Genomic DNA, 22,744 nt, shown 5'->3' with positions numbered 1-22,744 from the left:
TGACCTCCGGCCGGGGATGCGTGCGACGGCTCCGGGCCGCCCCCGACCGGCCCCGGTCATCGTGCGCCGCCGAAGATCAGGGGCGTCTCGGGGACCGACCCTGATGACCCACCCTCGCGGGCATGTGACCATCGATGGCATGCCGGAAGCCGCAGCCCTGCCCCTCGACGACCCGCGGCCGCCGCGCAAGCTCTACCGCAGCAGTGACGGACGCTGGCTCGGCGGAGTGGCGCGGGGCCTGGCCGGGCATCTCGGCCTGCCCGTGGTCTGGGTGCGGCTGGTCTTCGCGGGCCTGTTCATGGCCGACGGCCTCGGCGCCCTGCTGTACGCGGCCTTCTGGTTCTTCGTCCCGCTCGGCGTGGGCGGTGTCAGCGGGCAGAAGCCGCCCGCCTTCGTCACCACCGAGGTCTCGCCCGACGGCCGCCGCAGAATCGTCGCCCGCAAACCGGACAAGGGCCAGCTCGTCGCCCTGCTCCTGATGGTCGTCGTGGCGATGGTCTTCGTCGGCAATGTGAACCTGGGCGGCGGGGCCAAGGCCTACCTCCTGCCGGCGGTCCTCGTCGCCGCGGGCGTCGCCCTGGTCTGGCGCCAGGCGGACAACGCCCGCCGCGCCCGCTGGATGGAGGTCGGCCGCCGCCGCCGTACGCTCACGCTGCTGCGCGCCGGTGCGGGCGTGCTGCTGGTCACGGCCGGCGTCTCCGCGATCTTCGTGTTGCAGGGGTCGGCCGCCCACCTCGGCTCGGTTTTGCAGGCGGCCCTCGCCGTCCTGGTCGGCATCACGCTGCTGGTCGGCCCGTACCTGGTGCGCATGACCCAGGACCTGTCCGAGGAGCGGCTGATGCGCATCCGCGCCCAGGAGCGCGCCGAGGTGGCGGCCCACGTCCACGACTCGGTGCTGCACACCTTGACCCTGATCCAGCGCAACGCCGAGAACCCGGGCGAGGTGCGCCGGCTGGCCCGAGCCCAGGAGCGCGACCTGCGCGCCTGGCTGTACCGGCCCGAGGGCAACGGCAAGGACGAGGCCGACGAACCCACCACCCTGGCCGAGGCGGTCAAGCGCAACGCCGCCGAGGTGGAGGACAAGCACGGGGTCCCCATAGAGGTGGTCGTGGTCGGCGACTGCCCGCTCGACGAGCGGATCGGCGCGCAGATGCAGGCCGCGCGGGAAGCCATGGTGAACGCGGCCAAGTACGGTGGCGAGGGCGGCCCCGTGCAGGTGTACGCGGAAGTCGAGGGGAGAACGGTCTTCGTGTCCGTCCGGGACCGCGGCCCCGGCTTCGACCTCGACGCGATACCCGCCGACCGCATGGGCGTCAGAGAATCGATCATCGGCCGCATGGAGCGCAACGGGGGCACGGCCCGCCTGCGCGCGGTGCCCGACGGCGGCACGGAGGTCGAGCTGGAGATGGAGAGGGCGGAGAACACGTGATGAGCGACCCGACCGAGACGAACGGTACGGCGGGAGCGGAGACGACCGGTGGAGCCGGGGAGCGGCACGTGCGCGTGGTCCTCGTCGACGACCACCGCATGTTCCGTACGGGCGTCCAGGCGGAGATCGGCCGGACCGAGGAGACCGGGGTGGAGGTGGTCGGCGAGGCCGCGGACGTCGACCAGGCGGTCACGGTCATCACCACGACCCGCCCCGAGGTGGTCCTTCTCGACGTGCACCTGCCCGGTGGCGGCGGAGTGGAGGTGCTGCGGCGCTGCGCCCCGCTGATGGCCGACGCCGAGCGGCCCGTCCGCTTCCTCGCGCTGTCCGTCTCGGACGCCGCCGAGGACGTGATCGGCGTGATCCGCGGCGGCGCCCGCGGGTACGTGACGAAGACGATCACCGGCTCGGACCTCATCGACTCGATCTTCCGGGTCCAGGAGGGCGACGCCGTCTTCTCCCCGCGCCTGGCCGGATTCGTCCTCGACGCCTTCGCCTCCACGGACGCCCCGCCGGTGGACGAGGACCTGGACCGTCTCACCCAGCGCGAGCGCGAGGTCCTGCGCCTGATCGCCCGCGGCTACGCCTACAAGGAGATCGCCAAGCAGCTGTTCATCTCCGTCAAGACGGTCGAGTCCCACGTCTCGGCGGTCCTGCGCAAGCTGCAGCTGTCCAACCGTCACGAACTCACCCGCTGGGCGACGGCACGCCGCCTGGTGTGACCGCAGCGGCCGGCCGTCAGTGCGGCGGTGCGAGGACGCAGAACTCGTGCCCCTCCGGGTCGGTCAGGCACGTCCACGGGACGTCGCCCTGGCCGAGGTCGAGGTCGGTGGCGCCGAGGGCCCGCAGCCGGGCGACCTCCGCGGCCTTGTCGTCACCGGGGCGCGGCAGCAGGTCGAGATGGACGCGGTCCGGCACGGCCTTCACGTCGGGCGTGCGGAGGAACTCGAGATACGGGCCGACACCCTCGGCGGAGCGCCACACCGCGCGGTCGTCGGTCACCTCGAGCAGGGTCCAGTCCATCGCCTCGCCCCAGAAACGGGCCATGGCCCGCGGATCCGCGCAGTCGACCACCACCGCGGCGACCGGCCCGGTGTCCCGGTAGATCTCGCGAGGCTCCAGCACGCAGAACTCGTTGCCCTCCGGGTCGGCGAGCACCGTCCACGGCACGTCGCTCTGGCCCACGTCGGCGGGCGTCGCACCCAGCGCTTTCAGGCGCGCGACCAGCTCCGCCTGGTGGGCCGCCGAGGTGGTGGCGAGATCGAGGTGCACACGGTTCTTGGTCGCGGTCCTGGCTTCCGGGACGGGAACGACGTCGATGCCGACGGCGACCGGGTCCGGCCAGACCAGGCCGCCCGGTGGCCCGACGTAGGTGGTCACGCCGGGGCTGTAGGCACTCCAGCCGAGCGCCATGGCCCAGAACCGGCCGACCGCCGAGGGATCAAGGGCTTTGACGTTCACCATGACGGGGCGCAGTGCCATGCCGGCGATCCTATGCGCCCGCTCCGGTGGGTTCAGGCCACTCGCGTGGCCCCCGCGAACGGCATCTCGTCGATCGGGGCGAGGCGGACCGGGGCCGAGGGGTTCGGGGCGTGGATCATCTGTCCGTCGCCCACGTAGATGCCGACGTGGCTGATCCCGGAGTAGAAGAAGACCAGGTCGCCGGGGCGCAGTTCGGATCGCGGGACGCGGCGGCCGGCGCCGATCTGGGCGTAGGTGGTGCGCGGCAGCGAGACGCCGGCGGCGCGGTAGGCGGCCTGCACCAGGCCCGAGCAGTCGAACGCGTCGGGCCCGGTCGCGCCCCACACGTAGGGGCTGCCGAGCTTGCGGTAGGCGTAGGCGACGGCGGCCGCCGCGCGCGAGGTGGGCGCCGCGACCGCTCGCCGGGCGGTGAGCGCCTCCCGCGCGGCGGCGCCCTCGCGGGAGGCCCGGGCCCCGTCCTCGCCGAGCGCGGCCCGCTGCTGCGGGGACAGCCGGGACAGCAGCCGCCGGGCCTCGCCCAGCTTGCCGGTGATCGTCTCCTTCTGACGGCGCAGCTCCGCCTGCCGCGAGCGCAGGGACGCCAGTTCGATGCGCGCCGCCCCGCGCAGTTGCTCGATCTCCCTCAGCTGCTTGCGCGCGTCGGCCACCTGGGCCGTCTGCCGGACGCCCTCCCGTTCGGTGAACTCGGCGTCCTCCAGATACCGCTGCGGGTCGGCGGAGAGCAGCAGGGCCATCGCGGGGTCGATCCCGCCCGCCCGGTACTGCGCGGTGGCGATCGTGCCCAGCGCGTCCCGTGCCGCGTTCAGCCGCTGCTGCCGGCGCGCGGCCTCCTCGCCCAGCGTCCGCAGCCGCTTCTCGGCAGTGGCCGCCTTCTCCTGCGCGCCGTTGTACTTCTCGGTGGCGACCTCCGCCTCCCGGTACAGCTTGTCGACCCTCGCCTCGACCTGCGCGGGGGACGGCGCGGGTGCGGCCTGCCCGGTGCCGTCCAGACCGGTCGCGGTCGCCGCGCCCGCGAGGACGATCGTGACGGCCGCGCGTGTCGTGCCGCCGCTGAGCGAGCGTGGTCGGGGCCTGCGATGCGCTGCCACCTGGAGGGTCACGTCCTTTCGTCCGGCCGCTGGTGGAGGCGTCCGGCGGCTGCCCGTACAGGGGACGCGGGCCGCCGCCGGACTTCTGGGCGGTGGTGCCGGCGGCCTCCCGGGCCGGGCGGCGGTGGGAAGCCGGGCACCTGGGCGAGGACGCTAGGCCCGGGCGGGCCGACCGGGTGACCGGCTGTACGGAACTGGTGCCATCGGATCGACTGGTGACCGTAGGTGACCGTGGGCTGGGCAAGGGAGCGGCTGGTTCACACAGCGTGATGACCGATATGGCGATTCCGCGGCCGACGAGGGTGACAGGCTGCTATGGGGTGCATATATGCGTGTTCTCCCCGGTGCGCCGTACGCCCGGCCGGTGGGCCGTGAGCCGGGTGGGCCGGTGTCCGGCAGGCCGTGGCGCGGTGATTAGGCTCCGGCCCCATGGACGTACTCACCCATCTCTTCGTCGGCCTGCACATCATCGGCATCGCCGCGCTGCTCGGCGGCTTCCTCACCCAGATGAAGGCCATGGGCCAGGGCACCGCCCGGTTCGTGCCGGGCATGCTGCACGGAGCGCTGACCATGCTGGTCACCGGCGTCGTCCTGGTCGGTCTCAACGAGGCGCAGGACCACCACATCAACACCATCAAGATCGGTGTGAAGCTGGCGGTGTTGATCGTGATCCTCGGCCTGGTCTACGTCAAGCGCGACGAGGAGAAGGTCGACAAGAGCATGTTCGGCCTGGTGGGGCTGCTGACCATGGTGAACATCTTCATCGCGGTGCTGTGGACCTGATCTCGCCGCGCGCGTCCGCGACCGCGCCGGCGGCGACGGCCAGCCACGCCGCCACCGCCACCCACAGCAGCGCCTCGCCGGGCACCCGCAGCTGCGGGGCGTCCAGCGAGGCGGCGACCGACAGCGCCGCCGCGGCGGTCATGCCCAGCGGGAAGACGGTCGCCCAGCGGCGCACGTCGTAGCCGAGCCGGGGCCGGGCCACCTCGGCGAGCAGCAGCACGACGTACCAGCACAGGTCCAGGGTGAACAGTGCCAGGGTCGTGGTGCGCAGCGCGTCGCCGTCGTCGGTGTTCCACAGGTACGGCCCGGCCTGCGAGGCGGCGATCAGCTTCGCGCCGGCCACGGCGGAGATCGCCAGTGCCCCGCCCGCCACCCACTGGTCCCCCCGGCCCTCGACCACCTGCCGCAGCCCGAACCGGCTCAGCGCGAACAGATACAGCGCCAGGCCCAGCCAGAAGAACACCAGCGCCGTGTGCGCCAGCCAGGCCACCGCCCCCGCCTTGGCCACCGAGGCACCGAGCACGGCCAGCCCCTCCGTGGCCACGCAGCACAGGAACACCGCCCCGGGCATGGGCCGCCGCGAGTTCCGCACCACCCGCACGATCAGCCACGGCCACAGCACCGCCGCCAGCGCCAGCAGCACCTCGGCGAGCAGCTGCCGGCCGAGCACGGCAAAGCGCGTGCCCAGCACCGTGGTCGCGGCCACACCGGTCAGCGCCCCCGGTGTCCCCGCCTCCCGCAGCCAGCGCGGGCGATCCCGCAGCAGCCGTACGACGAAGTCCACGGCCAGCGCCAGCCAGGCCAGGCAGGCCACCGCGAGCACGGCCAGGGACAGCGGCTCGTAGCCCGTCGACTGCAGACCGATCGAGACGATGCCGGTCGCCATCACGGCGGCCCCGGCCGCCGGCGGATGCTGCGCCAGCCAGGCGCGGAAAGAGGAGGTCGCGGGCATGATCCCGATGCTAGGGAGCGCCGGACGCGCCGGGCCAGAGGCACGCACCCGGGCGCCCCCGAAAGCCCGCGGCGGCGGCTGTTTCCGAAGGCGGCCACGGGTTGTCGGTGGGGCACCCTAGACTCGTAGAGCGATGAGCAGCCTCTTTGACGACAGCTTCCTGGCGGACCTCCAGGCCCCGCGCGGCCACGAGGAGGAGCCTCCGCCGCCGCCCGAGGACGATCTCGCTCCGGAGCCGGTTCCGGACGATCTGTTCGGCGGGAAGTTCGACCTGCCCCCGGACCGCGACGCCTACTACCGCGACGGCGCCCACCGCCCGGTCGTGGACCCGGCCGCCCTGCTGGAGGGGCTGAACGACAACCAGCGCGCCGCCGTCGTGCACTCCGGCTCCCCGCTGCTCATCGTGGCCGGCGCCGGGTCCGGCAAGACCCGGGTGCTCACGCACCGCATCGCCTACCTGCTGGCCGAGCGCGGCGTCCACCCCGGCCAGATCCTGGCGATCACCTTCACCAACAAGGCCGCCGGCGAGATGAAGGAGCGCGTCGAGCAGCTCGTCGGCCCGCGGGCCAACGCGATGTGGGTGATGACCTTCCACAGCGCGTGCGTGCGCATCCTGCGCCGCGAGTCGAAGAAGCTCGGCTTCACCTCCTCCTTCTCGATCTACGACGCCGCCGACTCCAAGCGCCTGATGGCGCTGGTCTGCCGCGACCTGGACCTCGACCCCAAGCGGTTCCCGCCCAAGTCGTTCAGCGCCAAGATCAGCAACCTGAAGAACGAGCTGATCGACGAGGAGGACTTCGCCGCCCAGGCCACGGACGGTTTCGAGAAGACCCTCGCCCAGGCCTACGCCCTGTACCAGTCGCGGCTGCGCGAGGCCAACGCCCTCGACTTCGACGACCTGATCATGACGACGGTCAACCTGCTGCGCGCCTTCCCGGACGTCGCCGAGCACTACCGCCGCCGTTTCCGGCACGTCCTGGTCGACGAGTACCAGGACACCAACCACGCGCAGTACGCCCTCGTCCGCGAACTCGTCGGCACCGGAGCGGGCGCCGACGCCACCGACGTCCCGCCGGGCGAGGCCGACGTCCCGCCCGCGGAGCTGTGCGTGGTCGGTGACGCCGACCAGTCGATCTACGCCTTCCGCGGCGCGACCATCCGCAACATCCTCCAGTTCGAGGAGGACTATCCGGACGCCACCACGATCCTGCTGGAGCAGAACTACCGCTCCACGCAGACCATCCTGTCCGCCGCCAACGCGGTCATCGAACGCAACGAGTCGCGCCGCCCGAAGAACCTGTGGACCAACGCCGGCGCGGGCGCCCGCATCACCGGGTACGTCGCCGACTCCGAGCACGACGAGGCGCAGTTCGTCGCGGACGAGATAGACCGCCTGGTCGACGCGGGCGAGGCCAAGGCCGGGGACGTCGCCGTCTTCTACCGCACCAATGCCCAGTCCCGTGTCTTCGAAGAGGTCTTCATCCGTGTCGGCCTGCCCTACAAGGTCGTCGGCGGGGTCCGCTTCTACGAGCGCAAGGAGGTCCGGGACGTCCTGGCCTACCTGCGGGTGCTGGCCAACCCGGAGGACTCCGTTCCGCTGCGGCGCATCCTCAACGTGCCCAAGCGCGGCATCGGCGAGCGCGCCGAGGCGATGATCGACGCCCTCGCGCAGCGGGAGAAGATCAGCTTCCCGCAGGCGCTGCGCCGCGTCGACGAGGCGTACGGCATGGCCGCCCGGTCCGCGAACGCCGTGAAGCGGTTCAACGCGCTCATGGAGGAACTGCGCACGATCGTCGAGTCGGGCGCGGGCCCGGCCACCGTCCTGGAGGCCGTCCTGGAGCGCACCGGCTACCTCGCCGAGCTGCAGTCCTCCACCGACCCGCAGGACGAGACCCGCATCGAGAACCTTCAGGAACTCGCCGCCGTCGCCCTGGAGTTCGAGCAGGAGCGCGCCGAGGGAGAGACCGGCACCCTGGCGGACTTCCTGGAACAGGTCGCCCTGGTCGCCGACTCCGACCAGATCCCCGACGAGGAGGACGGCGACGGCGTCATCACGCTGATGACGCTGCACACCGCCAAGGGCCTGGAGTTCCCCGTGGTCTTCCTCACCGGCATGGAGGACGGCGTCTTCCCGCACATGCGCGCCCTCGGCCAGACCAAGGAACTGGAGGAGGAACGGCGCCTGGCCTACGTCGGCATCACCCGCGCCCGGGAGCGGCTGTACCTGACCCGCGCGACGATGCGCAGCGCCTGGGGGCAGCCGTCCTACAACCCGCCCTCCCGTTTCCTGGAGGAGATCCCGGCGGTCCACGTGGACTGGAAGCGGACGGGCGGCTCGGCGCCGGTGTCCTCCGGACCGGCCTCGGGCGTGGCGGCCTCGCTGTCGTCGTCCCGGTCCCGTTCCTCCGCGTCCGGCGCCTCGGGCTTCGCCACGCGCCGCGCCCAGGAGAAGCCGGTGGTGTCCCTCGCGGTCGGCGACCGGGTCACGCACGACCAGTTCGGCCTCGGCACGGTGATCGCGGTCAAGGGATCGGGCGGCAACGCCGAGGCGACCATCGACTTCGGCGACGACAGGCCCAAGAAGCTGCTGCTCAGGTACGCGCCGGTGGAGAAGCTGTAGCGGCCCGCCTGCGCGCCCCCTCGCACGGGCGGGGCGCGCAGGCGACGCGGGGGCGCGGGGCGCGAGTGACGCGGGCGGGACTCAGGTGGGGTCGAGGCCGTGGCTGCGCAGCCAGGGCAGCGGGTCTATCGGCGCGCCGCCGGCGGGCCTGACCTCGAAGTGCAGGTGGGGACCGGTGGAGTTGCCGGAGTTGCCCGAATACGCGATGGGCTGCCCGGCCTTCACCGTCGTCCCGGAGGGCACCCGGTAGCTGGAGAGGTGGCAGTACCACGTCTCCGTGCCGTCCTTCGCGGTCAGGATCAGCATGTTGCCGTACGCGCTGTTCCACTGGGTGCGCACGGTGCCGTCGGTGGCGGCCATGACCGTCGTGCCGTAGGAGACGGGGAAGTCGATGCCGGTGTGCACGGACATCCAGTTCACCCCGGCCTGGCCGAAGTAGGCGCTGAGGCCCCGCTGCGTGACCGGCAGCACGAACTTGGGGCGCAGTCGCTCCCTGCGGGCCGCCTCCTCGGCGGCCTTCCGCTTCTCGGCCTCCTTCTGCGCCTTGAGGTCGATCCGCTCCTGCGTGCGGCTGGCCCGGTCGGCGAAGTCGTCGGCCCCGGCGGACAGGCTCTGCAACTGGGTGTCCAGCTGGTTGTTCGCGGTGGCCGGTTGCACCGGGTGCACGTTGGCGGCGGACGCCGTGGCGTCCTTGCCGTCGTCGCTGAAGGCACCCACCGAACCGGCGGCGATCCCGGCGACCCCCATGACGCACACCGAGGGCACGGCCACCGTCAGCAGCGCCGAACGCTTGGCCGGCGGCCGTCGCCGGGAACGGCCCGCACCACGGGAAGCCGCACGTGAGGCCGGAGCGGGGGCGGCCGGAGTGACCTCTTCCTGCTCATCCAGCAGGACCGGCACGGGAGGTGACATGGCGTCAGCGGTGAACTCGCCGTCCGCCGGGTGGTCGTGCCCGGTGTCGTCTGCGCCCCCCGAGTCACCGGTGGCATCGGGGAAGTGGCCGGGGGCGGCGGGCGAGTCGCCTACCGGGGCGCCCGTGTTCCACTGCGTGGCGTCGTAGGCCCCCGTGTCGACGTCCGTGGTGGCGAACGCGCCCATGTCGAAGGCACGGGTGTCGAACGCACCCGTGTCGAAGGCGGTCGTGTCGAAGGTCTGCGTGCCCCAGTCCCACTGCTGGGTCTGGTCGGCGGTGTCCGCCTGGCCGGGCTGGAACCAGGCCGTGGTGTCCCACTGGCCGGTGGCCTCGGCGGGGGCCGACTGCTGCGGGACGGCGGCCAGGCGCTGGTGTCCGGTGTCCCAGGCGGCGGTGTCGTGGGCGCCCGTGTCGTAGGCGGCGTGGTGCTGGGCCGCGTACGGGTCGTAGGCCGGGGCCTCGTGGCTGCCGGTGGCCCACTGGGTGGTGTCGTAGGCGCCGGTGGAGTGCGCGGCGTCGGCGGACAGGTCGCCGAAGAGAGGGTCGGCCGCGAAGCTCGTCGTGTGGTGGGCGCCGGTGTGAAAACCGGTGGCGGAATGGTCGCCGTACGTGGTGAAGTCGCCGTACGTGGCGTCCTGAACGCCGTACGGCGCATAGGGCGCCGAGGCGTCATCGGAGGCCGGGGCCGGGGTGGTCGCGCTCCCCGACGGGTGACGGTCGTTCACCGACTTCTCTTTCGCCTCGACGACAGGGGCTGCCAGAGCAGTGCGGCGACTGTACCCGGCGGTACGCGGGCGCGACAATCTTCTGCATGTTTCCCCCACAGGGAAACGGGCAATCGGCCTGGATTCGGCGGACTGTGAACACGCCCTTGGCGTTGTGTTCGAGATGAGGTTCGACCCTGATGGCCCAATCCGCGTTCCCGCGGTCATCGGGTGCCTGCCGTGACCGGGTGCCTGCCGTGCCCGGGTGCCTGCCGTGCCCGGGTGGCCGCTGTGACCGGATGCCTGCTGTGACCGGATGGCCGCCGGTCACTGGATGTCCGCCGTCGTCGGGTGCCCGTCGTCGTCTGGGCGAGGTGAGGTCGGGGCCGGGGCTCAGGCCACGGTCAGTCCGCCGGTGCGTGCGGTGGACGCGTCGCCCGGCCGTACGGTGTCCAGCGCCTGCCGTATGCCGCTCGCGACGGCCGGGTGGAGCGGCAGGGCGAGATGGCCGATCCCGCTGACCCGGATGTTCTCCGCCATGAGGTCCGGATGCTCGATGCACGCCGACTCCAGCGGATCCATCACGTGGTCCAGATCGCTCCAGAAGCTGACGAAGTGCGTACGGCAGCCCGGCGCGGGGAGAGCCAGTTCCTGGATCAACTCCGACTTGGGGCGCATCTGGCGCACGATCGGGTGCGCGTTGGCCAGCGGCGCGACACGGGTGCCCGCGTGCGGGGTGCCGAGGGTGACGAGGGTGCGGACCCGCCGGTCGCCGCCGAGCCGCTGCACGTAGTAGCGGGCTATCAGGCCGCCGAGGCTGTGCCCGACGACGTCGACGCGGTCGCTGCCGGTGCGTTCGCAGATCTCCTCGATGTGCCGGCCGAGCAGCTCGGCGGCGGTGCGGATGTCACAGGTCAGCGGCGAGTAGTTGAGGGATTCCACCCGCTGCCGGCCGTGCTGGGCGAGGCTGCGGCGCAGCAGCACGAACACCGAGCGGTTGTCGATGAACCCGTGCAGCAGCACCACCGGGGGCTTGACCGCCGCCGGCAGCCGGGCGGCGCCGCCGGGCGCGGGGATCGCGCCGTCGGGGCCGCGGCGCTCCTGGATGATCCCGGAGGGGTACAGCAGGACGTGTCCCGCGAGGATCGCCAGTTCCAGTGCGGTCGCCTTCAGCAGGCCCAGCGACAGTCCGGCGATCCGGACCGGGAGCAGGCGCTGGCAGAGCGGAAGAATGGGGTCTGCGACCTTGGTGACCTTCATGGCCGACCTCCTGTCCGCACCCCGGGGGACGACGTCGTCCCCCGCGTGCTCTCGTGGACAGTCGCGGTGAAGGCGGGCGGCTCGGCATGAGCGGGGCACGCGGGGCGGATCGTGCGGTACGCGGCTCGGCGCGTACCGAGGAGCGGGCGGCCTCGCCCGCCGGTGCGGCGGTGCGAGCCGTTGCCGTTCTGCCGTCCCTGCCCTGTGTGTCCTTCGTGCTCCGGCCGGTGCATCGCACCGCCGCGGCGCCAGGCCTGCGGCGCGGTGATGCGGTGACCTTCTCGCGGCTCCCGTGACGCTTGTTCCCGCTGCGGTCCCCGTGCCGCGGCGGTGTGCGGCCCGCAGGCCGCGGTTGTGCCAAGCGGTGCGCGGCATCGGGGTCCCCTCTGCCCGGAGGGCTCGGGGGAGTGTCCCACCGTGTGATTTCCCCCTCTGTCCGCACCGCGAAACTGCCGGTTGGGGGATGCTGGCGATAACGTTCGTTCACTTCCCCCGGTGGCGCGGTCCGGGGCGTCCGCCGCGGGGTGGCGCACTCGGTGCGGTGGGCGGCGCAGTGCAGGGTCGGCGCGGTGTGCCTGGCATGCCTCATGTGCTCGACCTGTGCGGTACTTGTCGGTACGGATGGATGTAGTCGCTTCATGGAGGCAGTGATGGGTGTGGCAGCCGGTCCGATCCGCGTGGTGGTGGCCAAGCCGGGGCTCGACGGCCACGATCGGGGTGCGAAGGTGATCGCGCGGGCGCTGCGCGACGCCGGCATGGAGGTCATCTACACCGGGCTTCACCAGACCCCGGAGCAGATCGTGGACACCGCGATCCAGGAGGACGCCGACGCGATCGGCCTGTCCATCCTCTCCGGCGCCCACAACACGCTGTTCGCCGCCGTGATCGACCTGCTCAAGGAGCGGGACGCGGAGGACATCGTGGTCTTCGGCGGCGGCATCATCCCCGAGGCGGACATCCCGCTGCTGAAGGAGAAGGGCGTCGCGGAGATCTTCACCCCCGGCGCCACCACTCAGTCGATCGTGGACTGGGTCCGGGCGAACGTCCGCGAACCCGCGGGGGCGTAGCACCGGCGGCACGGCCCGGGGGCCGGTCACGGGACGGAGCCCGGCCAGGGCCCGAGGTCCGGCCGCAGGCCCGAGCCCGGCAGTGCGAGGCTCGGCAGTGCCAGGCCCGGCTGCGGTCCGCGTCTGCCGATGCGGGCCGGGGCCGCAGGGTCCGCCTCGGCGGCCCTGTCGGTCCGCGCCGTCCAGGGGAGTGCGGGCAGGGAGCTGCTCGCCGGTGCCCGACGGCCGCGGACGGTGCCCCGCCCGGGCCGGCCCCTCGCCGGGGACGGGCCTCAGCCGCCGCGCAGCTCCTCGGCCATGGCGGAACGCAGCCGCAACGTCGTCACCAGGCGCTGGAACGCCTCCGCCCAGTACCCACCCGCCCCGGGCGAGGCGTCCTCCGGCTCGTCCGGTACCGCCAGCAGTCCGTCCAGCCGGTTCGCCTCCGCGGGGTCCAGGCACCGCTCGGCCAGTCCCATCACTCCACTGAAACTCCATGGGTAACTCCCTGCGTCCCGCGCGATGTTGAGCGCGTCGACCACCGCCCGGCCCAGCGGCGCGGCCCACGGCACCGCGCACACTCCGAGCAGCTGAAACGCTTCGGACAGTCCGTGCGCCGCGATGAACCCGGCGACCCACTCGGCCCGCTCGGCGGCGCCCAGCGTGCCGAGCAGTTTGGCCCGCTCGGCCAGGGACAGCGCGCCCGGCCCGCCCGCCTCGGGCGCCGCCGGTGTTCCGAGCAGGGCCCGCGCCCACTGCGCGTCCTTCTGCCGTACCGCCGCCCGGCACCAGGCGGCGTGCAGCTCGCCCTGCCAGTCGTCCGCCACCGGCAGGGCCACGATCTCCTGCGGTGTCCGCCCGCCCAGCCGGGCGGACCAGGTGCCGAGCGGGGCCGCCTCCAGCAGCTGTCCCAGCCACCACGACCGCTCGCCCCGGCCCGCCGGGGCCTTGGGCACCACTCCGTCGCGCTCCATGCCCGGGTCGCATGCGTGGGGGGCCTCGACCACGAGCGTCGGTGTGCCGCGCAGGGGGTCGACGGCCACGCACGCCGCCGCCCGCTCGGCCATCCGCGCGGCCAGCGCCGATCCGGGCAGTGCGGAGAGCAGCTCCGCGGCGGTGGCCCGGACGTTGCGGCTGCGGTCGGTCAGGGCCTGCTCCAGGAACGGCTCGTCGTCCGGGCCCAGGCCGGTGCGCAGCGAGTCGAGGAACATCAGCCGGTCCTCGGCCCGCTCGGTGGCCCAGGTGGCGGCGAGCAGCTCGCGTGCGGCGGCGGGCCGGCGGCTGCGTATCGCTGCCAGCAGTGCGACGCGCTCGGCGAACAGGCCCTCCTCCCACAGCTGCCGGATTCGGTCCGTGTCCTCCGGGCCGGGCAGGGCGGCGCTGCCGCCCGGGGCCGCCCGCAGGGCGAACCGCCAGTCCGGGTTCAGCCGGGCCAGCCACAGGGCGCGCGGGCCGGCGAAGGCCAGCGCGGCGGGCCGCAGGTCGGTGCGTGCCCGGGCGGCATCCAGCAGCGCGGGCAGCGTCTCCGGTGGCGCTGCGTAACCGTGCGCGTTTGCCATGGCGAGCCACTGGGGCAGCAGCTCTATCAGGTCGGGCGCCGTGCCCCGGCGTCCGCCGCCGCCCGCGCCGGGCCGGTCGGCCAGCAGCATCGCCAGCCTGCGGGCCGCCGCCTCGGGCAGGGCCGGGCGGGGATCCTCGGGCGCCGGTTCCGGACGTTCGCGCGCGGGGGCGGCGCGCAGTCCCGCCCGCCGCCGGACGGTGTCCACGGCGGCCGCGTCCAGCAGGGCGGACGGTGCCCGGCCGCCGGGGACGCCGGCCGGCAGCGCACGACGGTCCGTGCCGAGCAGGGCGGTGGTGACCAACTCCTCCCAGGCGCCCGGTCCGGGCGCCGCCACCGGGGCGGAGGTCCTCATCATGAGCTTCCTTTCCGTTGCCGGGTGCCTGTGGACGGTCGGAGGGTCACCCGAGCCGGGTTTCCCCTGGAACGGAACAAATGCGTGGGCCGGATCAGAAAGAACCGGACGGGTGAACTCTGAACGGAAGCCGGTGTGCGCCTTTCGGGTGAGGCTTCCCGCTGTGCCGCGGACGCCCCGCCACGCGGCCCGACGTCACTCCAATGCCCCACGGTCGGCGTACGCCAGCGGCTCCGTCGTGACGCAGGGAAGCGGCACCTCAGCACAGTGTCACCGCCGGGGCCTCGTGCTGCGGCCAGGCCGTCAGCGGCGTGAAACCACGGTGGCCGCACTCGCCGAACACCGTGACGGGCGCCCCGCCCGACAGCGCGACCAGCCGCCACAGCCCCGGACGGGCGCGGGCCGCGGGGGTGAGGGGCAGCGCCGAGTCGGCATCGGCGTCGGCCAGCTGCCAGGAGTCGCCGTCCGGGACCGGTACGACCGCCCGCAGCGTCACCGGGACGGACTCCAGCCACGGATCCTCGCGCAGGGCCTCGCCGTACCGTGCGACCGCCTCGGCCGTCGTCACGCCGGGCGGACGCGTCCGCGCGGGAGCCGGCGGTCCGTACTGCTCGCCGAGGGCCACGCGCAGCCGCCCGGCGCCCGGATAGGAGGCCACGTCCGCGTCCAGGACGAGCCCGACCGGCAGCGCCGGCTCCGGGGCGCGGCCGGCGGCACCGTAGGCGAGCACGAGCCCCGTACGGCCCGTGCCGGTGCCGTACAGCCAGATACGGCGCGTGGTGAGCTTCGCGTCCGCGGTGTCGTACTGGGCGAGCACCAGCCAGTGGTCCCGCACCGGGGGGCCGTCCGCCGAGCCGGGCAGGCCGACCCGGGATCGGACCGTGGCCGCCAGCTCCTCCGGCAGCCGCTCGCGGCGCAGCCAGCCCTGGTCCATAAGGTGCAGCAGCGCGCACTCCTCCAGCAGCCGCACCGGCCAGCCCGGCCCCGACGACGGGATCGCCCCCAGCCCCCGCACGCGCGCCGCCAGGCCGGGGGCCTGCGCGTCGACCATGCCGGCCGCCGTCTCCTCCCACAGCCCGTACCCCGCCTGTTCGGCCTGGGCCAGGCCGCCGCGCAGCAGGTCGGCCAGGCGCTGTTCCAGCTCCGTCACCCCTGCCGTGATCCGCTCGGCCCGGCGCTCCGCGCGGCGCCGCGCCGCCTGCGGATCAGCGGCGCCTGAGGCGGCGCCCGCGGCCCCGGCCGCGCGCTTTGCGGCCGTCCGCTTCCTTCTGCCCGCGATCCACTGCTCGGCCCAGTCCGGCGCCGTCCCCGACGGCACCGCGTCCTGCCCGGCCGACCACAGCAACAGCAGCCCGAGCGCGTGCTTGCACGGAAACTTGCGGCTGGGACAGCTGCACTTGTACGCCGGCCCCGCCGCGTCCGCCATGTCGACGACCGTCTGGTAGGGCTTGCTGCCACTGCCCTTGCACAGCCCCCACACCGCCCCCTCGTCCGAACTCCCCGCCTGTGACCACGGCCCGGCCGTGCCGAGTTTGCTTCCCGCTTTGCGTGACGCGGCGTCAGGCGCCAGTGCCAGCACCTGGTCCGCGCTCCAGCGCACCCCCTGCTGAGTCATGCCATCGAAGGTAGATCCCCCCACTGACAATCGGCCCGGCGACGGCGTTTGCGCAGGTCACATCGCATTGTCAGTGGTGTGGTGCACGGTGGAGCCAGATCCGAACCGGCCGAGCTGGAGGGGGCCTCAGCCATGTCTGTGTCCGTTGAACCGACGTCCGTCGCACCGAGCCGGAAGCACTCCGCGCCCGCGAACACCGGGGAGTCCGCGCCCGCGAAGACGGGAGAGACGGGGGAGGGGCAGGAGCTGCGGCCGCACGCCGAGGACGCCTTCGCCGACGAACTGGCCGCACTGGCCGCGCACGACGACCGGCCGCGCCCGGCCCGCTGGAAGCTGTCGCCGTGGGCCGTCGCGACCTACCTCCTCGGCGGAACCCTGCCCGACGGCACGGTGATCACACCGAAGTACGTCGGCCCGCGCCGCATCGTCGAGGTCGCCGTCACCACCCTCGCCACCGACCGCGCCCTGCTCCTGCTGGGCGTGCCCGGCACCGCCAAGACCTGGGTCTCCGAGCACCTGGCCGCGGCGGTCAGCGGCGACTCGACCCTGCTGGTGCAGGGCACGGCGGGCACCCCGGAGGAGGCGATCCGCTACGGCTGGAACTACGCCCAGCTGCTGGCGCACGGACCGAGCCGTGACGCCCTCGTCCCCAGCCCCGTGATGCGGGCCATGGCGCAGGGCATGACCGCGCGGGTGGAGGAGCTGACCCGCATTCCCGCCGACGTGCAGGACACGCTGATCACGATCCTGTCGGAGAAGACCCTGCCGATACCGGAACTGGGCGAGGAGGTGCAGGCGGTCCGCGGCTTCAATCTGATCGCCACGGCCAACGACCGCGACCGCGGCGTCAACGACCTGTCCAGCGCCCTGCGCCGGCGGTTCAACACGGTGGTGCTGCCGCTGCCGGAGTCCCCTGAGGCCGAGGTCGACATCGTCTCGCGCCGCGTCGAGCAGATCGGCCGCTCCCTGGACCTGCCGGCCGTGCCGGACGGCATCGACGAGATCCGCCGCGTCGTGACGGTCTTCCGCGAGCTGCGCGACGGTGTCACCACCGACGGCCGCACGAAGGTGAAGTCGCCCAGCGGCACCCTGTCGACGGCCGAGGCGATCTCGGTCGTCACCAACGGCCTCGCCCTGGCGGCCCACTTCGGCGACGGAGTGCTGCGGGCCGGTGACGTCGCGGCCGGGATCCTCGGCGCCGTCGTCCGCGACCCGGCGGCCGACCGCGTCATCTGGCAGGAGTACCTGGAGACGGTGGTCCGCGAACGCGACGGCTGGAAGGACTTCTACCGCGCCTGCCGGGAGGTGAGCGCGTGACCGGCGGCGGCGTGCGGGCAACCAAGCCCGTGAGGAGCGGTGGGGGACGGACGTGCGCCGTCGACGAGCCCAGCTGGACGGGCGGACGAGGCGGACGGCGGACGCGGTGCGGACGGCACGCGGGACGGGGGCGGCATGCGGGAGGGGGACGACGTGAGCGGAGCTGACAGGGCGGGTGGCCGCGAGAGCGGCACGCAGCCGCTGCTGCTCGGGGTCCGGCACCACGGTCCGGGCTCGGCGCGCGCGGTGCGGGCAGCGCTCGACGCGGCACGGCCGAACGTGGTGCTCATCGAGGGGCCGCCGGAGGCCGACGCGCTGATCCCGCTCGCCGCGGACGAGGGCATGCGGCCGCCCGTGGCGCTCCTCGCCCACGCCGTGGACGAACCGGGCCGCTCGGCGTTCTGGCCGCTGGCCGGGTTCTCCCCGGAGTGGGTGGCCGTCCGGTGGGCCCTGGAACACGGGGTCCCGGCCCGCTTCATCGACCTGCCGGCCACGCACACGCTGGCGTGGGACCGGGACGACGCCGGCCCGGATCCGGCGGACCAGGAACCCGGGGACGGCCGGGGCTCCGCGGGGGAGGGGACCGCGGAGCACCCGGCCGGAACCGGAACCGGAACCGAGGGAGCACCGGCGACCGGTTCCGGGCGTGCTGGAGCCGGGGCCACCACAACCGGTCCTGCGGGCGCCGGGCCGGACGGGGCCGGCCCCGGTGTCCGCCCGGACGCTGCGGGACCGCAAGCGGCCCGCCCGGACGGGGACGGACCGGAAGCCGTGCGACCGGACAGGGTCGGAACAGAAGGCGTGCGTCCGGACAGCGTCGGAACAGAAGGCGTGCGTCCGGACGGAGCCGGACCGGAAGCCGCGCGACCGGACGGAGCCGGACCGGACACGGCCTGCCCGGACGGGGCCGGGCCGGAAGGAGTCGGGGCGGACGAGGCCGACGTGCGTGTCGACCCGCTCGCCGTGCTCGCCGCGACCGCCGGCTACGACGATCCCGAGCGCTGGTGGGAGGACGTGGTCGAGCACCGGGGCGTGGCGCAGGGGGACGCGTTCGCCCCGTTCACGGCGCTCGAGGAGGCCATGGCGGCGCTGCGGGAGGCGTACGCGGACCGGGACGGCGAGCGGGATCTCGTGCGCGAGGCCCACATGCGGGTGCAGATCCGCGCGGCGCAGCGCGAGTTCGGCGGGGGCGTGGCCGTGGTGTGCGGAGCGTGGCACGTGCCCGCGTTGCGCCGGAAGACCACCGTCACCGCCGACCGGGCGCTGCTGAAGGGGCTCCCCAAGGTCAAGACCGACATGACGTGGGTGCCGTGGACGCACCGCCGGCTGTCCCGGGCGAGCGGATACGGCGCGGGCATCGACGCACCGGGTTGGTACGCGCATCTGTTCGACGTGCCGGACCGGCCCGTCGAGCGGTGGCTGACCAAGGTGGCCGGGCTGCTGCGCGCGGAGGACCGGACCGTCTCCTCCGCGCACGTCATCGAGGCGGTGCGACTGGCGGAGACGCTCGCGGCGATGCGCGGCCGCCCGCTGCCCGGGCTGAGCGAGACGACGGACGCCGTACGGGCGGTGATGTGCGAGGGCTCCGACGTGCCGCTGGCACTGGTGCACGACCGGCTCGTGGTCGGGGACGTCCTCGGCGAGGTGCCCGACACCGCCCCCGCGGTGCCTCTGCAGCGCGACCTGGCCCGCCTCCAGCGACGGCTGCGGCTCAAACCGGAGGCGCTGGAGCGCGAGCTGGAGCTGGACCTGCGCAAGGAGACCGACGCCGGGCGCAGCCGCCTGCTGCACCGGCTGCGACTGCTGGGCGTGGACTGGGGCGAGCCGACGGCCTCGCGGGGCAGCACGGGCACGTTCCGGGAGACCTGGCGGCTGCGCTGGGAGCCGGAGCTGTCGGTGCGGGTCGCCGAGGCCGGAGTCTGGGGCACGACCGTCCTGGCCGCCGCGACCGCCAAGGCGGAGGCGGACGCCGTCGGCGCCGGGACCCTCGCCGAGGTCACCGCGCTCGCCGAGCGCTGCCTGCTCGCCGAGCTGACCGAGGCACTGCCCGGGGTGATGCGGGTGCTGGCCGACCGTGCGGCACTCGACGCGGACGTCGGGCACCTCGCCCAGGCGCTGCCGGCCCTGGTCCGCTCGCTGCGCTACGGCGACGTGCGCGGCACGGACACCGAGGCCCTGGCCGAGGTCGCCGCGGGCCTGGCCGAACGCGTCTTCGTCGGCCTGCCCCCGGCCTGCGTCGCCCTCGACGCGGACGCGGCCGAGCAGATGCGCCGCCATGTGGACGCCGTCCACACCGCCGTGGGCCTGCTCGGCGACACGCTCACGGACCGCCACGGCGACCTGCGCGCACGCTGGCACGGCGTCCTGCGCGTGCTGTCCGGGCGGGACAGCGTCCCCGGACTCCTGCGCGGACGCGCGGTGCGGCTCCTGCTCGACGACGGCCGGATCGAGCAGGGCCAGGCGGCGCGGCTCATGGGGCTGGCGCTCTCGCCGGGCACCCCGCCCGCGGACGCCGCCGCGTGGATCGAGGGGTTCGTCGGCGGCGGGGGAGGGATGCTGCTCGTGCACGACGAGCGGCTGCTCGGCCTGGTCGACGCCTGGCTGACCGGGGTGCCGGCGGAGGCGTTCACGGACGTCCTGCCGCTGCTGCGGCGCACCTTCTCGGCGTACGAGCCGGGTGTGCGCAGAACGCTCGGTGAGCTGGTCCGGCGCGGCCCGGGGAAGGGCGGCGCCGTCGCCGGAGCCGTGGCGGCCGGCGCTCCCGGCTTCGCCGCGGACCTCGACCGGGAGCGGGCGGACGCGGTGCTGCCGGTGGTGCGGCTGCTGCTGGGCCTGGACGACACGCAAGCCGGGCCCACGGCCGATACGGCGGGAGCGGCCGCCGGTGACGAACTCGCGGGGGTGGCGTGATGACGACGGCGGAGGAGAGGACGACGGGGCACCAGATGACGACGGGGGAGGAGCAGTCTGGCGTGAGCGTGCGGGATCCGGCGCGGGAGCGGCTGCGGCGCTGGCGGCTGGTGCTCGGCGGTGACGCGGCCGACGGCACGGGATGCGCGCTGTCCGGCCGGGGCGCCGCCATGGACGGGGCGCTGACCGCCCTCTACGGGCGGCAGGACGCCGCGCAGGCGGGACGCGCGGGCCGGGACCGTTCCGCGGGGATGGGTGCCTCGGCGCCCTCGGTGGCCCGCTGGCTCGGGGACATACGGACCTACTTCCCCTCCTCGGTCGTGCAGGTCATGCAGCGGGACGCCATCGACCGGCTGGGACTGGCCACCCTGCTGCTGGAACCGGAGATGCTCCAGGCGGTGGAGGCGGACGTCCACCTCGTCGGCACCCTGCTCTCGCTGAACAAGGCCATGCCGGAGACGACGAAGGAGACGGCGCGCGCCGTCGTCCGCAAGGTCGTCGAGGACCTGGAGAAGCGGCTCGCCACCCGCACCCGGGCCACCCTCACCGGCGCGCTGGACCGCAGCGCGCGGATCAGCCGGCCCCGCCACCACGACATCGACTGGAACCGGACGATCGCGGCCAACCTCAAGAACTACCTGCCCGAGTACCGGACGGTCGTGCCGGAGCGGCTCATCGGCTACGGACGCGCGTCCCGGTCCGTGAAGAAGGAGGTCATCCTCTGCATCGACCAGTCCGGGTCGATGGCGGCGTCCGTGGTGTACGCCTCGGTGTTCGGGGCGGTGCTGGCGTCCATGCGGTCGATCAGCACGCGGCTGGTCGTGTTCGACACGGCCGTCGTCGATCTCACCGACCAGCTGGACGACCCGGTCGACGTGCTCTTCGGCACCCAGCTCGGCGGCGGCACGGACATCAACCGGGCGCTGGCGTACTGCCAGTCGCAGATCACCCGGCCCGCCGAGACGGTGGTCGTCCTGATCAGCGACCTCTACGAGGGCGGCATACGCAACGAGATGCTGAAGCGGGTGGCGGCGATGCAGGCGTCGGGGGTGCAGTTCGTGACGCTGCTCGCGCTGTCCGACGAAGGCGCGCCCGCCTACGACCGGGAGCACGCGGCCGCGCTCGCGGCGCTCGGCGCACCGGCGTTCGCCTGCACACCCGACCTCTTCCCGGAGGTGATGGCGGCGGCGATCGAGAAGCGGCCCCTGCCGATACCGGACACCGCGTGACGTCCAAACCGGACATGCCTACCAATCGGTAACAGCGGGCTTGCGGGGTGACCGGAGGCCCGTGCGAGGATCGGTTCCTCTTTCGGCGGTGCGTCGCCCACTCGGGAAGGAACCGTCCCCTCGTGACCGTGTCAGCTGCTCCGGCCAGTGCCGCCCCGCGCGTCGTGCGCACGGCGGCGGGGCGGCGCGCGCTGTACCTGGTGCTGCTCGTGGGGGCGTTGTTCGCGCTCGGTCTTCTCTGCGGGGAGCGGGCGCAGGCCGCGGAGGCGGTGCCGTCCCCGGCCCGGCCGTCGCAGCCTGCCCGGCCGTCGCAGTCGGCACCGTCAGCATCCTCGGCGCAGGTGGTGCCGGCGGCGCAGGTGGTGCAGGCGGCGCAGGCAGACGGAGCGGCCCGGTCGAACCGGTCGTCGGGCCGTCCGGTCGTCGGCCTCGCGGACGTCGCGGGCGCGGTCGGCCAGGTACTCGGCCCGGTGACCGAGGTGGCCAAGGTGACCGAGGTGACCGAGGTGGCCGGCTCCGTGGTCGGGTCCGTGGGCAATGCGGTCGACGGGACGGTCGGCGGCCTCGTGGACGTGGTGACCGGAGTGACCGCCGGGGCGGATCTGAGGATCCCGCCGGTGGTGTCGTCGCCCGTCCCGCCGGGGCTGCCCGAGCCGTCCGTCCCGACCGTGCCCCGCCTGCCCGGGCCGGCGGGAAGCGTGCCGTCGACCGAACCGTCGCAGCCGCAGCCGCAGTCCCGCCCAAAGCCCCGGCCGCAGTACCGGGCCTCACGTCTGCCGTCCGCGCCGTCCCGCCCGGAGGACGTCCCAGGACGGACCGCCCCCCAGCCCGCCACGGTGCCCGGCGACGCGCTCGCTGCCGCCGCGGACACGACCGGGACCGCCGTCGTGTTCGGCCCCCCGGCGATCCTCGATGCCCTCGCCGAGGGCACCGGCTTCCACGCGTCCACGTCCTCGTCGGCGTCCGCGCGGGCCACCACTCCCCGCGCGGATCATCGCGACCGAGCCGGTGACGTCCCCACTCACCACGCGCCCACGGGCGATCCGGACGGTGCCCTGGGCAACCAGCTGACGGCCGACTCGGGCGCGCCCCGCCACGGTGATCTGCACGCCGTGACGCCCGGCACCCGCAGGCAACGTCCCCTGATGCGCGGCTCCGTCACACGAGCCGGAACGGCCGGGACCCGCGACGCCGCTCGCGACGTGCCCCTGCTCCCTGACTAGCGAAGCCTCCCCGATGGGCGGAGGCGACGGCGCGCCCGCATCCGAGGGCTCACGCGCCCCCACGCGCCCGCGCCTTGAGGGCTGACGCGCCCCCCACGCGCCCGCCCGCCGCAAGGCTCGCCCTGCCGGTGCTTCGCCGCCCGTCACCGACTCTTCGCCCGTCGCCGCTCTTCGGCCGTCACCGACTCTTCGGCGTCCCAGACGGGCGGTGCCCGCCGCGGCACCCCCTTCATCGCAGGCCCATCTCCCCCCTTCACTCC

General features: G+C 74.0%; 16 protein-coding genes. 9 read left to right on the top strand and 7 right to left on the bottom strand.

The annotated features are described in order from the left end of the window. The first annotated feature begins 139 nt into the window (after nt 1-139). The gene (locus GV126_RS15535; RefSeq protein ID WP_159666891.1) at nt 140-1,429 is read left to right on the top strand and encodes an ATP-binding protein; all 1,290 of its coding nucleotides are present in this window, start codon (nt 140-142) and stop codon (nt 1,427-1,429) included. Next, nucleotides 1,429-2,151 (top strand): LuxR C-terminal-related transcriptional regulator, encoded by a 723-nt coding sequence (locus GV126_RS15530; RefSeq protein WP_159666888.1) that lies wholly within the window; start codon nt 1,429-1,431, stop codon nt 2,149-2,151. Before GV126_RS15535 ends, GV126_RS15530 begins: the two co-directional genes overlap by 1 nt. 16 nt (nt 2,152-2,167) lie before the next feature. On the opposite strand, the gene GV126_RS15525 is transcribed toward GV126_RS15530, so the two are convergent. Then, nucleotides 2,168-2,911, bottom strand: a complete 744-nt coding sequence (locus GV126_RS15525; protein WP_159666885.1) for a VOC family protein — start codon at nt 2,909-2,911, stop codon at nt 2,168-2,170. 32 nt (nt 2,912-2,943) lie between these two features. Further along, nucleotides 2,944-3,999 (bottom strand): C40 family peptidase, encoded by a 1,056-nt coding sequence (locus GV126_RS15520; RefSeq protein ID WP_159673748.1) that lies wholly within the window; start codon nt 3,997-3,999, stop codon nt 2,944-2,946. Nucleotides 4,000-4,428: 429 nt separating this feature from the next. On the opposite strand from GV126_RS15520, the gene GV126_RS15515 reads away from it, so the two are divergent. Then, a complete protein-coding gene (locus tag GV126_RS15515) occupies nt 4,429-4,782 on the top strand; it encodes a hypothetical protein (RefSeq protein ID WP_159666882.1) in 354 nt (117 codons plus the stop codon). On the opposite strand, the gene GV126_RS15510 is transcribed toward GV126_RS15515, so the two are convergent. Further along, a complete protein-coding gene (locus GV126_RS15510; protein WP_159666879.1) occupies nt 4,760-5,734 on the bottom strand; it encodes a tellurite resistance/C4-dicarboxylate transporter family protein in 975 nt (324 codons plus the stop codon). The genes GV126_RS15515 and GV126_RS15510 overlap by 23 nt on opposite strands. A 133-nt stretch (nt 5,735-5,867) precedes the next feature. On the opposite strand from GV126_RS15510, the gene pcrA reads away from it, so the two are divergent. Continuing rightward, a complete protein-coding gene (gene pcrA / locus GV126_RS15505) occupies nt 5,868-8,354 on the top strand; it encodes a DNA helicase PcrA (protein WP_159666876.1) in 2,487 nt (828 codons plus the stop codon). An 81-nt stretch (nt 8,355-8,435) separates the two neighbouring features. On the opposite strand, the gene GV126_RS15500 is transcribed toward pcrA, so the two are convergent. After that, on the bottom strand, nt 8,436-9,992 hold the full coding sequence (locus GV126_RS15500; protein WP_159666873.1) for a M23 family metallopeptidase: 1,557 nt from the start codon (nt 9,990-9,992) through the stop codon (nt 8,436-8,438). 372 nt (nt 9,993-10,364) lie between these two features. Beyond that, entirely contained in the window at nt 10,365-11,231 is an 867-nt protein-coding gene (locus tag GV126_RS15495; RefSeq protein ID WP_159666870.1) for an esterase/lipase family protein, read from the bottom strand. Between the two features lie 650 nt (nt 11,232-11,881). Here GV126_RS15495 and icmB point away from each other — a divergent pair. Further along, nucleotides 11,882-12,298, top strand: coding sequence for a coenzyme B12-dependent isobutyryl CoA mutase small subunit (icmB, locus tag GV126_RS15490; RefSeq protein ID WP_028420692.1), 417 nt, complete (start codon nt 11,882-11,884; stop codon nt 12,296-12,298). A 272-nt stretch (nt 12,299-12,570) separates the two neighbouring features. Here the strand turns inward: icmB and GV126_RS15485 are convergent, their stop codons facing one another. Together GV126_RS15485 and GV126_RS15480 are read right to left on the bottom strand one after the other, a co-directional pair. Then, nucleotides 12,571-14,193: a DUF5691 domain-containing protein gene (locus GV126_RS15485; RefSeq protein WP_159666867.1), complete on the bottom strand. Its 1,623-nt coding sequence runs from the start codon at nt 14,191-14,193 to the stop codon at nt 12,571-12,573. A 256-nt stretch (nt 14,194-14,449) separates the two neighbouring features. Next, the gene (locus GV126_RS15480; RefSeq protein ID WP_159666864.1) at nt 14,450-15,805 is read right to left on the bottom strand and encodes an SWIM zinc finger family protein; all 1,356 of its coding nucleotides are present in this window, start codon (nt 15,803-15,805) and stop codon (nt 14,450-14,452) included. 132 nt (nt 15,806-15,937) lie between these two features. Here GV126_RS15480 and GV126_RS15475 point away from each other — a divergent pair, with 132 nt between their 5' ends. The 4 genes from GV126_RS15475 to GV126_RS15460 all read left to right on the top strand — a co-directional run bounded on the left by GV126_RS15475 (nt 15,938) and on the right by GV126_RS15460 (nt 22,484). After that, a complete protein-coding gene (locus tag GV126_RS15475) occupies nt 15,938-17,122 on the top strand; it encodes an ATP-binding protein (protein WP_159666861.1) in 1,185 nt (394 codons plus the stop codon). Nucleotides 17,123-17,257: 135 nt separating this feature from the next. Next, entirely contained in the window at nt 17,258-20,032 is a 2,775-nt protein-coding gene (locus GV126_RS15470) for a DUF5682 family protein (RefSeq protein ID WP_236570008.1), read from the top strand. 35 nt (nt 20,033-20,067) lie between these two features. Then, entirely contained in the window at nt 20,068-21,261 is a 1,194-nt protein-coding gene (locus GV126_RS15465; RefSeq protein WP_159673746.1) for a VWA domain-containing protein, read from the top strand. A gap of 122 nt (nt 21,262-21,383) precedes the next feature. Continuing rightward, entirely contained in the window at nt 21,384-22,484 is a 1,101-nt protein-coding gene (locus tag GV126_RS15460) for a hypothetical protein (protein WP_159666855.1), read from the top strand. The last annotated feature ends 260 nt before the right edge of the window (nt 22,485-22,744 follow it).

This window comes from Streptomyces mexicanus (assembly GCF_902506575.1).
Lineage (GTDB): Bacteria > Actinomycetota > Actinomycetes > Streptomycetales > Streptomycetaceae > Streptomyces > Streptomyces mexicanus.
This window is presented reverse-complemented; position numbering and strand designations above follow the sequence as displayed.